Annotated in this window: 11 protein-coding genes; 2 read left to right on the top strand and 9 right to left on the bottom strand. The window is 41.8% G+C overall.

Annotated features, from left to right (window positions below; all coding sequences use genetic code 11):
* Nucleotides 1–519: 519 nt before the first annotated feature.
* Nucleotides 520–933 (bottom strand): response regulator, encoded by a 414-nt coding sequence (locus tag C900_RS21935; protein ID WP_009582440.1) that lies wholly within the window; start codon nucleotides 931–933, stop codon nucleotides 520–522.
* Between the two features lie 138 nt (nucleotides 934–1,071).
* Between C900_RS21935 and C900_RS21930 the strand changes: the two genes are divergently transcribed.
* Together C900_RS21930 and C900_RS21925 are read left to right on the top strand one after the other, a co-directional pair.
* A complete protein-coding gene (locus tag C900_RS21930) occupies nucleotides 1,072–1,875 on the top strand; it encodes an XRE family transcriptional regulator (RefSeq protein WP_040497285.1) in 804 nt (267 codons plus the stop codon).
* 487 nt (nucleotides 1,876–2,362) lie between these two features.
* The gene (locus tag C900_RS21925; protein WP_009582437.1) at nucleotides 2,363–2,611 is read left to right on the top strand and encodes a DUF7218 family protein; all 249 of its coding nucleotides are present in this window, start codon (nucleotides 2,363–2,365) and stop codon (nucleotides 2,609–2,611) included.
* A gap of 171 nt (nucleotides 2,612–2,782) precedes the next feature.
* Here C900_RS21925 and C900_RS21920 read toward each other — a convergent pair whose 3' ends face one another.
* From C900_RS21920 to C900_RS21885, 8 genes are all read right to left on the bottom strand, one after another.
* Nucleotides 2,783–3,256, bottom strand: a complete 474-nt coding sequence (locus C900_RS21920; RefSeq protein WP_009582436.1) for an MgtC/SapB family protein — start codon at nucleotides 3,254–3,256, stop codon at nucleotides 2,783–2,785.
* A 5-nt stretch (nucleotides 3,257–3,261) separates the two neighbouring features.
* The gene (locus tag C900_RS21915) at nucleotides 3,262–4,086 is read right to left on the bottom strand and encodes a phosphatase PAP2 family protein (protein ID WP_009582435.1); all 825 of its coding nucleotides are present in this window, start codon (nucleotides 4,084–4,086) and stop codon (nucleotides 3,262–3,264) included.
* Nucleotides 4,087–4,230: 144 nt separating this feature from the next.
* Complete coding sequence (locus tag C900_RS21910) at nucleotides 4,231–5,007, bottom strand: phosphatase PAP2 family protein (protein ID WP_009582434.1); 777 nt, start codon at nucleotides 5,005–5,007, stop codon at nucleotides 4,231–4,233.
* On the bottom strand, nucleotides 5,004–6,371 hold the full coding sequence (locus C900_RS21905; RefSeq protein WP_009582433.1) for an NAD-dependent succinate-semialdehyde dehydrogenase: 1,368 nt from the start codon (nucleotides 6,369–6,371) through the stop codon (nucleotides 5,004–5,006). The genes C900_RS21910 and C900_RS21905 overlap by 4 nt, the downstream gene beginning before the upstream one ends.
* Nucleotides 6,372–6,407: 36 nt before the next feature.
* Nucleotides 6,408–7,868, bottom strand: a complete 1,461-nt coding sequence (locus C900_RS21900; protein WP_009582432.1) for a hybrid sensor histidine kinase/response regulator — start codon at nucleotides 7,866–7,868, stop codon at nucleotides 6,408–6,410.
* Nucleotides 7,869–7,871: 3 nt separating this feature from the next.
* Entirely contained in the window at nucleotides 7,872–8,336 is a 465-nt protein-coding gene (locus C900_RS21895) for a response regulator (RefSeq protein ID WP_009582431.1), read from the bottom strand.
* Between the two features lie 5 nt (nucleotides 8,337–8,341).
* A complete protein-coding gene (locus tag C900_RS28795; RefSeq protein ID WP_009582430.1) occupies nucleotides 8,342–11,437 on the bottom strand; it encodes an ATP-binding protein in 3,096 nt (1,031 codons plus the stop codon).
* Between the two features lie 263 nt (nucleotides 11,438–11,700).
* Nucleotides 11,701–13,089, bottom strand: a complete 1,389-nt coding sequence (locus C900_RS21885; protein ID WP_009582429.1) for a sigma-54-dependent transcriptional regulator — start codon at nucleotides 13,087–13,089, stop codon at nucleotides 11,701–11,703.
* Nucleotides 13,090–13,092 lie beyond the last annotated feature (3 nt).

Here is a 13,092-nt window from a genome sequence, read left to right as displayed (position 1 = left end):
CTGGAATTTTCGTAGAGCAACGGAGAAAATATTCAGGATCCCCAAAAACAAAGTCGGCAATCGGCAGGGCCGGCAACCTAGTTTGCTAGTATTGAGTGAAAGACGAGTTTGCATCGAAAACACGTACATTACTCTCCTCCTGGGAGCGTTTCTCCACCTCCGGCCTTTGGCCACCTCCGCCAGCGGAGGACAGTGCTAATAAAGTTCACAATAATTTGATTTAGCATTTTCCCCCTTTGGCAGTGAGGAATTGAATAATTCTCTGACTATCAGCATGTAATGACAACTTGTCATTGGTACGGAGGAAGGATCTTCCTAAGTTGTTAATAGTATCCTTGAACTTAGTAAGATTCTTCGCACCTCCCCGAGGACAGACAGAATGACCTTAAAAAGAAGTTTTCAGGTTTGTGCCTTTCGGTCCTTCTCGCCACAACCTCATTTGCTTTCGTTCATCAGTAATATAAGAGATGTGTACATAGAGTAGAGATTTAGGGCGAGGTCAAAAATACCATCCCGAAATCAGACTAAAGCCGCCTTATCCCACCAGTAGTCCTTTACCGTGGCTATTATAGCCACGAGTTCCGTATATTTAGAGGGCTTTGTAAAATAAGTATTTACTCCGTTTTTATATGATGATCTGATATCATCAGCAGAGCTGGAAGTGGAGAACACAATAACGGGTATATGTTTCAGATCGTTGTTCTGTTTTATTTCCTTCAGCGCCTGGCGTCCATCCTTCTTCGGCATGTTCAAATCGAGGATAACAATGGAAGGATTTTGAGGATTATCCTGTAATATCTGTAATAACTCTTCTCCGTCCCTTACAAAAATGAGGTTAGAACTGGCTATACTGTTCTCATTAAGGGCATCTTCTATTAGCAATCGATCGTCTGCATCATCTTCCGCAATGATTATAGAGGTTATTTTAAACATGCTTTTTTATTCCGTGAGTATTTCCCTATCTTTCCAAACACACATGCATAATAAAAGAAAAGGCTGGATGTAAACTTATCAATTAACTTTGACTATTACAATATTAATATTTTCATTTGCGAAATAAGTCCACTAATAATGAAACGTAAAGCAAGCAAATTCGAACCCAGAAGAATAACGATGCTGCGGGAGTTGCTTCAGATGTCGCAGGTGAAGTTTGCAGAAAAAATTAAAATTTCACAAGGCGCACTTTCTCAAATTGAAAGCGGAAAATCACAAATATCCCTTGATACGCTTCGCAACTTAAGCACAGAACTCAATGTAAACTGCAATTGGGTAGTACACGGTACTGGAGATATATTTCATGGAGAAGAGAGAGTGAAGCAGCAAGAGACCCCTTCACAAAAAGTGTTTGTTGATGTAAAGATTGGAGATTTCCCGGGTATACCTTTGGTAGGTGAAGAAGCGCATGCGGGTTATATTGAAAGCCACGAAGACCCGGAATACATAAAAACACTAAGAGTTTACCAGATCCCGGGTTTTGAAAACGGCAGCTACAGGCTCTTTGAAATAGAAGGAGAAAGTATGATACCCACTATTTACCCGGGTGAGATTGTAATCTGTGAGTACGCTGAGGATAAAGAAAGTGTTGAAAACGGAACGCTATGCGTATTGGTTACCAAAGAGGGTATTGTTGCCAAAAGGGTATATTACTACGAGAATGACAAAAAGTTACTGATCCTTAAAAGTGATAACAGCAAATTCAAGACCTATAGCCTTGAAAGCAAAAAAACTCTTGAACTTTGGAAGATCAGGGGAAAAATAACATCTGTATTTATAGAATCAGGATTAGTTGACGCGAAGAGAATGGAAAAGCTTGAAAATGACCTTGAAATGCTCAAAAGAGAAGTAAGGAAGCTATCTGACAACAAAAAAGAATAACAAAGCCACACCTCACTCGTAAAGCATCTACACCTATAAGTTGGTAATACTATCTGCTTTTGGTTTAGTTTTTTTGATATTAAGCCAGATATGAGTAAGTAGAAGGCAGCGCATATTACCAATAGTCCTCCTGTTGTTGGTTTTTTCACCAACAACCAAAGCTACCCAAAGCCAATCCCAACAGTTTAATCGTTAAAATTATAAGCTCTTTACCAGCTCTGCCAAATACAATTCATTAAAACAAATTGCTTAAATCGAAAAGGTAATTGAACAAAAACCGGATACATGCATAGCATCCCGGTTAGAGGCAGATGAGTATTATTTGATAACCACCTACCGTTAATGGTGAAAATACCAACAAGGGGTAGAGATTTTTTGTGAGCTCAATTAGCACGGAGTAACTTCCTCGCAATGCAGTGTCAGTAAAACCATCCTTGGCTGGCATAGTTTTTTCTCTTATTATATCGGAACCAACATATCAAAAGCTATGACTAAAAATCACGGATCGCAAATAAAGAATGATGAGAAATATGAAGCGCTGCGAGATAAAGGCATGAGTAAAGAAAAAGCAGCGCGTATTGCTAACACTGAGGGCTCCGGAAAGAAAGGGGGGAAAGCTGGCAAGTACGAAGATCGCTCCAAAAATGAACTCTACAAAAAAGCAAAGGAAGTAGGTATTAAGGGAAGATCTGATATGTCTAAAAAAGAATTGATCAATGCCTTAAGGAACCACTAGTTGGTTCCTTAACGATTTAGCAAATGTTAGTTAGTGTCTAAGAAAAACGTCAATGTCTGCGTTATGCTCGTCCCAAAAATGCTCTCGTACCTCAGTACGCTCCGCTTTTTGGCACTTCACAAGCCTTGACCTTAACGTTTTCTTAAAGCCACTTAGAGTTTTCTACAAACACTAGTTATCCTTCTCGGTATTAGTCACTTTTCGCGCTAACAGTTTTACCGCATAGTTTATCACAATTACCAGTACAGTCACTCCAATGGCGAGTACATATTGTTTGAGGGCCGCACAAGCACCAATACCACAGCAATAGAGCATGGTAGCTGCAGTGGTGAGGCCTATTACCCGCTCTTCGGCACGTGCTTTTAGGATTGTGCCGGCACCGATAAAGCTCACACCCACAACAATGGCTTCCAGCACCCTTATGGGATCAGCGGTAATAATTTCAGCCGGATTGTATTTATCGATAAAGTCTACCAATGGTACTGTTAAAGACACAATAAGGGCGGTAGCTCCACCTACTATCATATTCGTTCTCATTCCTGCGGGTTTATGTGCAGTTTCCCGCTCAAGTCCTATAAATGCAGTCAGCACAGTGGCTACTAATACATCTATGAAAATGGATAGCTGTCCCTGATACTCTTCCATATAGTCTAAAATTTATATCGCAGCGTCAGCCCGTGTGCATCTCCGGAAAACAAGTTCCAGGAAAATTTTCGATCCATATTAACATGTCTGACCTTGTGTAGCGCCGGCACCAATATGCCATTCAAAACACCGATGGGTATCCCAATCATCAGGTCTGTCAGGAAGTGTTTCCCGGCGATAAAACGAAGGTAGGCATTTCCCAAGGTACTTATTGCTGCGGCAGAATAAAGCGTTACATGAAGTCCAGTGCGCTCAGGATAATAATCAGATACAACTTTGGCTACAAAAAAAGTTGAAGTAGCAGTCAGTGACGGGTGGCCCCCATAGAAAGAGTTCTTCGCTCCTCCCCTTGTTTTTTCAGACATAGGAGCATTATCCGCGTAAACCAATGGCCGGAATTTATCCACGTGGGCAGCGCTCATACTGTACATGCTACCGGTTAAACTCAAAGCTTCAAGATACATAATGCTCAATCGTCCGGCATCCCTTCTGATGTTATCATCAAAAAGAACTAAGAACGGGATTGGAAAAGATGCATAGAACAGCACGTCACTATCTTTATTGGCTTTTTCAGAGTATCGAGGCTGAAAGTGACGGTTGATCTTGATCACTTCCTCTTCCAGTTTTAAGTTTTCAATAGTGGAAGCATGAGCACCTGATTTTTGGTCAATTTTATAAAAACCATAACCGGTTATTCCTATTCCGATAAGCATCAGTGGAATTTCCACTTTTTTATTAACCTCATATGGCGATTTCACCTCCTCACGCTGGCTCCAACATTGAAAATTTATGGTAAGTGTTATAAACAAAAAACAATAAATAGTCGGCATTCTGATAAAATGTTTTGATTCCTTTACCTAAAAAAAGTAAAAACCATACCCTTATCATCAATAGCAGGTTAAATAGTTGAAATTCAATGCATTAACCCAATATCTTCCTGAAAACCCGGAACAAAAAACGGGGAAGTTTATACACTATTTGAGCAGAAGGGCAGCAGAAAACCCATAGCTAGCTAATGAAAAAGACGGAGCAATTATTACGCTGACTTTCTGATTTCTTTTTGCTCCTGACCCTCGGTATTTATGGGTTAAATATGCCACATTTACAGACAATATACCTAAAGCGGCACCCACTAAAACATCTGACAGCCAGTGCTTATTGTTTAGAAGCCTGTAAAACCCGGTAATACTAGCTGCGGTATAGGCCACTATTGAATACCACGGACTTCTATGGCCTAGCTCTTTATGCATAAAAGTTGCCCCTAAAAAGGCTTGGGTGGTATGCAGGGATGGAAAGGATGCAGAACTGCTGTTGTCCGGCCTTCTGACCTTAGTAATGCCCTTTAGCGCAAAGCCCAGGCTATATCCAATGATGTTGGCCTTAAGGAAGATAATAGTTTTATGTTTAAAATTATTTTTGCTTTCAACACCCAATAAGTCGAGCCCATACACTACCACCGGAGGGCCATACCGCAGGTAATCATCCAAAGTTGAGGCAAAACCCGGAAATTCAGCGGTTAGTGTTTTCTGCACCCCAAACCTGTTTACCGGTGCGCGCTCTGAAGCCGCATACAAACCAACTCCTGTTAGCGCCAGCGGAACTGCCGTAGCTTTAAAAAGATTGGTCTGGTGCCATTTCTTCCTGGTTTGAATATCAATTGAGGTAGTGTCAGCAGGTTTATCCTGAGCCCGAACACCAGGAGATGAGAAAAAAAGAGGAATGATCAAAGCCAGCACTGCTGCCCGCATCATTGGATATAAACAGTTTTGATATTCATAAACTCCTTTATACCAAATACACCCAGTTCACGGCCATACCCGCTTTCATTGATCCCGCCGAATGGCAGCCGCGGATCTGATTTGACCAGCGTGTTCACAAAGCAGGAGCCTGCATTGAGCTCTTGTTCAGCTATTTGTTCCCCTCGCTTTACGTCTTTGGTAAATACTGCTGCACCAAGTCCAAAAGAAGTATCATTGGCTATGCGAATGGCGTCTTTTTCGTCATTTGCTGTTATAATGGCCGCCACGGGCCCGAACATTTCCTCATCATATGCTGGTGAGCCTGGCCTGACATTGGTCAGCACTGTTGCCGGATAATAGGCCCCGGCTATATCCGGTCGCCTGCCTCCCAAAAGACAATCAGCTCCAGCATCAATACTGGCTTTTACCTGTCGATGGAGATCGTCTCTCAGATCTTCTCTGGCCATAGGCCCCAGATCCGTATCGTCAGCTTGGGGGTCACCCATTACCTTTGCCTGCATTTTACTAACTATAAGCTTTTCAAATTGGGCCTTTAACGGGGCCACTACTATAAATCTCTTCGCTGCAATACAGCTTTGTCCTGTATTGATCAGGCGGCTATTGACGCATGTCTCTGCAGCATGCTCAAGGTCCGCATCTTCCAGGATAATGTAAGGATCGCTTCCTCCGAGTTCAAGTACTGTTTTCTTTAGCATCTCACCAGCTTTGGAAGCCACAGCTTTACCGGCAGGGGTACTACCCGTAAGGGTAACAGCTTTTACATGTGGATGCTCTATTACCTTACTCACCTCTTTGGAGCTTAGCAAGATTGTCCTAAAGAGATTTGCCGGGAAACCGGCTTTTTGGAATAATTCCTCTATAGCCAGCCCACAGCCCGGTACGTTGGAGGCATGCTTTAGCACGCCTGCATTGCCAGCCATCAAAGCAGGGGCAGCAAAACGTATAACTTGCCAAAAAGGAAAATTCCATGGCATCACCGCAAGTACTACACCCAATGGTTGATAGGAAATATAGCTTTTTGCAGCATCAGTGCTCACCAATTGAGGTTGTAAAAAGGCCTCTGCATTCCCGGCATAATATTCACATACCCATGCACACTTCTCCACTTCTGATATACCCGCCTTTTTAACTTTTCCCATCTCCTCAGTCATAAGGCTGGCATATTTGTCTTTTTCCTCCTTTAGTATCCGTGACGCATTAAGCATATACTTCGCACGCTCATTAAAACTGGTTTGTTTCCATGAAAGCCACGTTTGATGCACATCATCAATAATACTTCTGACATCATCAATATCCATTTCCACAAAAGATCTGACCTTCTTTCCTGTTGCAGGGTTGATTACATCGGTACCCATATTTTTAATTTCTTTTAAATGATAAAATTGCAAAGCCTATACCCTCGTGCCATTTTGTGGAAACGTAATACGAAAAATGGTTCCTTTACCTACTTCACTCTCCACTCCTATTCGGGCTCGATGGCTGTTTACAATATTTTGAGCAGAAGTAAGCCCTAGACCCATCCCGCCTTTCTTGCCCGTAAAAAAAGGGTCAAAAAGTTTCTTGATCTCATCTTTAGGTATTCCTTTGCCATTGTCTTTAATACAGACAGATACGGTTTCTTTGCTGGATACTGTCTCTACAGTCAAAATTCCATCCTCTTCCTTCATGGCCTCCACGGCATTGATAATTATGTTAAGAAAAGCTGTTTTCAGTTGTTCCTTATCCACTGCAACGAAAGGCAGGTCATGTTGAAAATTCTTTATCAGATTAATTCCCCGGAGTTTTATTCTGTCAGTGGTCATACTCAAAGCCTCTTCTATTACATCATTAAGACTGCCTACCTCAAGGTTTAGCTCCCTGGGTTTTGATGACTTCAGCATTTCGGTAATCAATTGCTCTATGCGGTCGGCATTCCTTCTGATTATATCGAAGTACAATGCAGTGTCGTCAGAATCTTCCACTTCGTCTCTCAACTGCTCAAGAGCCAGGTTGAGGTTGGTCAGTGGGTTTCGCACCTCATGTGCCATACTCCGCGCTATCTGACCCGTCATAGTCAGTTTCTCCGCCATCAGCAATTCCTCTTCGGCACGTTTACGCATGGTAAGGTCATGAATTATCCCCTGATAACCATAGACATTGCCAGCATTATCGTTAAGGGCAATGCCGTTGATCAGACAAATTATTCGGGAATTATCCTTTCTGATAAGGGATACTTCAAAATCTTTAAGATGCCCTTGTCCGGCCAGCATTTGATTGAAGTATTGGTAGTCATCCTGATCATGAAACAAATGCTTCATGCCCATTTCAAGAAGCTCATTTTTGCTGTAGTCCAAAAGGTTTTTCATACTTTCATTCACATCAATAAATTGATGCTCCTTATTGATCATATAAATGGCATCAACCGAACGCTCAAACAACGATCTATACTTCTCTTCCTTGGCATTAAGTTCCTTAATAGAGTTGCTATGACTAATTGCATAACGGATGCTCCTTCCCAGCATGCTGGCATCTATTTCGGTCTTGATCAGATAATCTGATGCGCCCAGTCTCATAGCTTCATAGTCGATCTCGCGGTCACCTTTGCCTGTAAGCAGTATTAGCGGCACTTCACAACCACTACTTCTAACGGATTTGATGAAATCAAGGCCATTTTTAGCACCAAGTCTGTAATCTACCAGGCAAATATTGTAATGGTTAGTACATACCGATTCCACAGCTCGTTGATAGTCAGATTCCCACTTTAGGTTGAAAGTGGTCTGTCCGTTGAGCTCAGCAAGATAATCTTTTACTATAACGAAGTCATCTTCGTCATCATCTATTAAAAATACGTTGATCTGTTTATCCTTTGCCATGTCTCAATCTTTTTGCCCCCCCTTCGGCAACTCAACAATACCAAACCAATAGTCTCCGATACGCCTGGTAACATCTACCAACTCATCAAAAGTAACAGGTTTGGAAATAAAAGAATTCACTCCCAGATCATAGCTCCTGATGATATCCTGTTCCGCCTTGGAAGTGGTAAGCACCACGACCGGTATCCTTCGTAAGTCGGGATCGTGCTTAATATGCCGTAACGCCTCACGACCATCCATTTTTGGCATATTGAGATCAAGCAGGATCAGGCCGGGTTTAGGTGCGTTTTCTTCGTTATACTGTCCCCTTCGGTACAGATAATCAAGTAGTTGTTCTCCATCCTCTACAAAGTGCAGATCGTTGGCCAAACGATTTTCAGTTAGTGCGTCTTTTGCCAGCATCCTGTCATCCGGATCATCATCCGCCATAAGTATGGTGATAGTTCTTGCTACTGGTTGATCATCCATGATATTTAATTGTTTATTGGTAATACAATAGTAAAAGTGGCTCCTTTACCTTTTTCACTTTGGGCTTTGATAAGTCCATTGTGATTTTGCACTACTTTCTGACTGATAGCCAAACCTATACCCGTCCCCTTAAATTCGTTTCTCCCATGAAGCCTTTCAAAAATATTAAAAATGCGTTCTGCATACTTTGCATCAAATCCAATTCCATTATCATTAATGTTGATTTCGACAAAATGTTTACCCGGATTTACATTAAAGTCAAATTTATTTTTCACTACAGTGCCTTTCAACTGCTCTCCTCTAATGGTTATTGCCGGCTTTTCTCCCTTGGGAGTGAATTTAATGGCATTGCTGATCAGGTTTTGAAACAACTGCCTCAACTGCATGCTGTCGCCAATAATAGAGGGCAGATCATCCACAACAACTTTTGCTTTACGCTCTTTTATCCTGGTCTCAAGATCAATCAGTACGCCCTCAATTACGGCATTAAGATCTACTTTTGAGAATGGTTCTATATTCCGCGCTACTCTGGAATATTTGAGCAGGTCATCAATAAGAGACTGCATTCGTTCTGCGGCATTTTGCATTCTTGCAATGTAATCCTGCCCCTGTTCGCCCAGTATAGTCTCAAATTTTGTCACCAACCTGTCACCAAAAGCCCGTATTTTACGCAATGGCTCCTGCAGGTCGTGAGAGGCAACATAGGCAAACTGCTCCAGGTTCTCATTTGACCTCTTAAGTTCTTCATTTTTCTCTAAAAGCTCGTATTCAGCCTGTTTTTGAAGTGTAATATCCTGAAGGGTACCGATCAGGCGCTCGAGATTGCCACGATCAGAGAACTTAGGTGTACCAATAGACCTCACATACCTGACAGTCCCATCCTTTAATTGGATCCTGAAAGTCATGTCGAAGCCGCGATAGTCATTGATAGCACGTTGTATTGTCTTCTCAACATCGAAATAATCTTCATGAAAGATAAATTCCATGAAAGCCTGCTGCGAAGGAGAGAATTCCGCAGGATGTAACTTATATATTTTATAAACACCCTCTGACCAAATGATCTTATTGGTGACCAGGTCCCATTCCCAGCTACCCATTTTCGCCATATTTTCAGCGGCAGCTAATATGATGTGGTTTTTTTCTATTTCATCCTGCGTTTTCTTCTTAATAAGCAGAGCGCCCAAAGAAGAGGATATTTGTTGTACCGCAGTCACCAATTCCGCTATTTTTTCTACCTTGTGCTTTGAGAAAAATACCGATATGAGCACAAGATCACCATTGAATATAATAGGAATGCCAAAAGCTGTGGTAAGTCCAAATTCCAATATGCGCTCTTTTCGAATGAAATCCTGCTCGCCAACCTGCCCCAGATCTTCAATATAGTTGCCATTGAAGGTTTCCAGTATCTTTCCTGCAAAACCCTCCCCTTTCTTCAGTTGAAGGGAAAGTGACTCCTGATGAAGGTCATGAAACGCGTCATTACTGGAGTAGTGTATCTCCGACATTTTCAGCCGATCACCTTCGGGAAGCCACACCTCGTTATAATCGAGTTGGAATCTTTCGCTTATACGTTGAAATATTTGATACAAAGCCTCATCGAACGACTGTGCATTGGCTATTACAAGGTTGAGCCTGGCTATAAACAAACGCTCTTCTTCCGCCCTTTTTATCTCAGAAAGGTCGCGCCCCTCAAAGATTACCAGTGACACCTGCCCGATGTCATCCTTTATCGGTTTAAGGGAGAAGTCTATGGGCAATATTTCTTCATCGGTGCCTTTCATTTGCGTTTCATACCTCACAAATGCACCTGTTGCAGCCTTTTCCACGGCATCCGGTAAGTCAATATCCGGATCGCCATCCGGTTGCCACCATGGAATTTCCCACAGGTATTTGCCCGCCACATCCGCTTTTGATATACCGGCAAATTCCAGAGCGGTCTGATTGGCATCCAATAACCGTCCCGATGGCTCCAGAAGGCCAATAAACTGGAAGGTTTGATTAAAAATAGCCTCGAACTTACGCTGGCTTTCTTTAATTATATCGGCATCCTTTTTTCTTTCTGTAATATCCGTGCTAGTCGCAACGCATCCATCTTCCAGTTTTACAACCGATACATCAAACCACGAGTTTGTCCCGTCATACGGATAGAATATTTCTTTTTTCTGTGTTTCGCCTGTCTCTACCGCCTGTTTATAAAGGTCAAATAGACCGGCAGACCTGGCCCCCTGCCAAAAATCCAGCAGCCGGCCTCCTATTGTAGGCAGATAGGTGCCATCAGCCTGCAGCTTGCCTTTTCTATTGGTAAGTACTATTTCAAAATCCACGATCTCGTCTGCTTCATCTCTTATTGCTCTTAGAAACATAATGGCTCCTGCGGAACTGTGCAGCACTTTCTGAAGAGACTCCTGAGCAACTATTTTCTCGTTGACTTCTTCGCTAAGTTGCATAAGATTTTTCTCCAGCTCTTGCTCGGTGGCCACTTTGGTTCTTAATGATCGATAAAGCTGTGAAAAGAGGTAGGCAACAGCGATGATGGCAGAGACAAAGCTTAAAAATATTAAAAGTGGTGTAACCTTACTTGCATAATCCTGTTGAGAGGTACGTAAACGCAACTGTTCCCACTCTGTTTCTGACATGCGATCTACCAACCTTCGGATCTGACGCATATTATCATGACCGATATAGAGCAAACTATCTTCATATTCATTGAAAGCCTTGCTTTTGTTTCTCAGGATAAACTCCTCAATAATATCATACTGCCGGTTGACCAGATTTCGTAGTGAATCTGCACGTTCATGCTGAACCTTTACAAGGGTAAGGCTGTCCACCATATTTATCTTTGAAAGCGCCATCCACTTGCTATTGTGATAAGGCTCCAGGTATATGGAATCTGAAGTAAGCTGATAGCCTCTGTGAGCGTTAACGCCATCCTTTACGTAAGAGATAACCTTCTCCAGCTCACGAAGGATAACATTGGTATGATTTATCCATTTGGCATCATCCATTAAATTATTTAAACTCCTGTAAGAGAGGTATGATATAAGTAGTAAAATCCCGGAAATAATTCCGAAAATAATTTTAGAAGATTTTATTGAAGCCATGGATATCCTATAAACGGGTACAATTTTCTACAAGTTGTGTAGAAAATTTTCCACACATGGAGCTTTTTAAATCCATTTGAAATATTAAAAAAGGGCTATATAGATATAAGAAAAATAACATGGTTTGATAACACTTATTATTATGAATTATTTAGAAAATTCTATACCTGAAAAATAAGGAAGCAGGGTAGATAAAAAAATAAACCACTTCTGGTGAAGTACAAAACCGGTGCCTGTATGATGACAGGCACCGCAACTATACGTTAAATATTGATATCGTAAGCCTTGAGTTTGTTATAGAGGGTCTTCCTGTCGATATTTAATACCTCAGCCGCTTTGGTTTTATTATATCCGGTTTTTTCCAGTACACTGATTATAGCACTCCTTTCTGCATTTTCAGATACGGATTTTAAGTTGGTAACATCTGTTACCTGCGTATCTGTAGGAGCAAGAGCGGATGAGAGATAATCGGGTGAGATTATTTCGGATGGCAGACATTCCAGATTCACTCGATCATTCTGGCAAAGCAACACCGCTCTTTTTACCACATTCTGCAATTCGCGGAGGTTTCCATGCCAGTAGTAATTCTTCAATTTTTCCTCTACATCATTTTCAAAACCTTCTATTTCCTTGCCCAACTGATTATTAGCCAGGGCAAGAAAATGCTCAGCAAAAATGAGAATATCTGTTTTGCGTTCACGAAGAGGAGAGAGTTCAATTTTAAACTCATTTAGTCTGTGGTAGAGATCTTCTCTAAACTTACCGTTGCGCACAGTTTCTTTGAGGTCTTCATTAGTGGCCGCAATTACTCGCACATCAATATCGATATCCCTGACTCCTCCCAGGCGTTTTATCTTTCTTTCCTGGAGTACCCGAAGCAACTTAATTTGATTTTCGTAGGTCAGGTTACCTATTTCATCGAGAAATAATGTACCACCATTGGCCAGTTCAAAGCTTCCCTGCTTATCTGCCAAAGCTCCGGTAAATGCTCCTTTTATATGACCAAAAAGCTCACTGCCAGCCAGTTCCTTTGGCAATGCACCACAGTCGATCGCAATAAAGGGTTGATCTCTTCGTCTGCTTTTGTTGTGAATAGCGTTAGCTACGAATTCTTTACCCGTACCGGTTTCTCCCGTAATGATCACAGACATATCAGTGGGTGCAATAAGGTCGATGTGCTTCTGAACGATCTCTGACTGACTACTTTTACCGGAAACATAGGTTTTGGGTTGTACTTTTGCTTTCCTGTTATTGTTGTTACGGGCATGCTCTGCCTGGTGCTTTTGCTCCTTCTGCTGCTTGATGGCCTCTTTAACCGTAACCAGGATTTCATCGGGATAAAGTGGTTTGGTCACATAATCATATGCGCCATGTTTCAGCGTTTGTACCGCTATTCGCACATCGGAGTAGCCGGTTATGATTATAACGGCCGTATCGGGATTGATGATCTTAATTTTTCTCAGGATACTAATACCATCTTCATCAGGCAGCCGGTAGTCACTTATCACCAGGTCAAAACTGGTCTTTTTTAAAAGCCTTATCCCCTCTTCTCCAGTGTTTACATATTCTACCTCATAGTTGTTTTTAGTAAGGAATTTATTAAGCAACAGACAAATATCATTGTCATCATCTATTATAAGTATTTTCTCCATCTG

It is taken from the genome of Fulvivirga imtechensis AK7 (genome assembly GCF_000331535.1).
GTDB lineage: Bacteria > Bacteroidota > Bacteroidia > Cytophagales > Cyclobacteriaceae > Fulvivirga > Fulvivirga imtechensis.
This window is presented reverse-complemented; position numbering and strand designations above follow the sequence as displayed.

What these genes read in the sequence shown, in the direction of transcription:
- C900_RS21935 (WP_009582440.1), bottom strand. Translation starts at nt 933, where the DNA reads ATGTTTAAAATAACCTCTATAATCATTGCGGAAGATGATGCAGACGAT.
- C900_RS21930 (WP_040497285.1), top strand. Translation starts at nt 1,072, where the DNA reads ATGAAACGTAAAGCAAGCAAATTCGAACCCAGAAGAATAACGATGCTG.
- C900_RS21925 (WP_009582437.1), top strand. Translation starts at nt 2,363, where the DNA reads ATGACTAAAAATCACGGATCGCAAATAAAGAATGATGAGAAATATGAA.
- C900_RS21920 (WP_009582436.1), bottom strand. Translation starts at nt 3,256, where the DNA reads ATGGAAGAGTATCAGGGACAGCTATCCATTTTCATAGATGTATTAGTA.
- C900_RS21915 (WP_009582435.1), bottom strand. Translation starts at nt 4,086, where the DNA reads ATGCCGACTATTTATTGTTTTTTGTTTATAACACTTACCATAAATTTT.
- C900_RS21910 (WP_009582434.1), bottom strand. Translation starts at nt 5,007, where the DNA reads ATGATGCGGGCAGCAGTGCTGGCTTTGATCATTCCTCTTTTTTTCTCA.
- C900_RS21905 (WP_009582433.1), bottom strand. Translation starts at nt 6,371, where the DNA reads ATGGGTACCGATGTAATCAACCCTGCAACAGGAAAGAAGGTCAGATCT.
- C900_RS21900 (WP_009582432.1), bottom strand. Translation starts at nt 7,868, where the DNA reads ATGGCAAAGGATAAACAGATCAACGTATTTTTAATAGATGATGACGAA.
- C900_RS21895 (WP_009582431.1), bottom strand. Translation starts at nt 8,336, where the DNA reads ATGGATGATCAACCAGTAGCAAGAACTATCACCATACTTATGGCGGAT.
- C900_RS28795 (WP_009582430.1), bottom strand. Translation starts at nt 11,437, where the DNA reads ATGGCTTCAATAAAATCTTCTAAAATTATTTTCGGAATTATTTCCGGG.
- C900_RS21885 (WP_009582429.1), bottom strand. Translation starts at nt 13,089, where the DNA reads ATGGAGAAAATACTTATAATAGATGATGACAATGATATTTGTCTGTTG.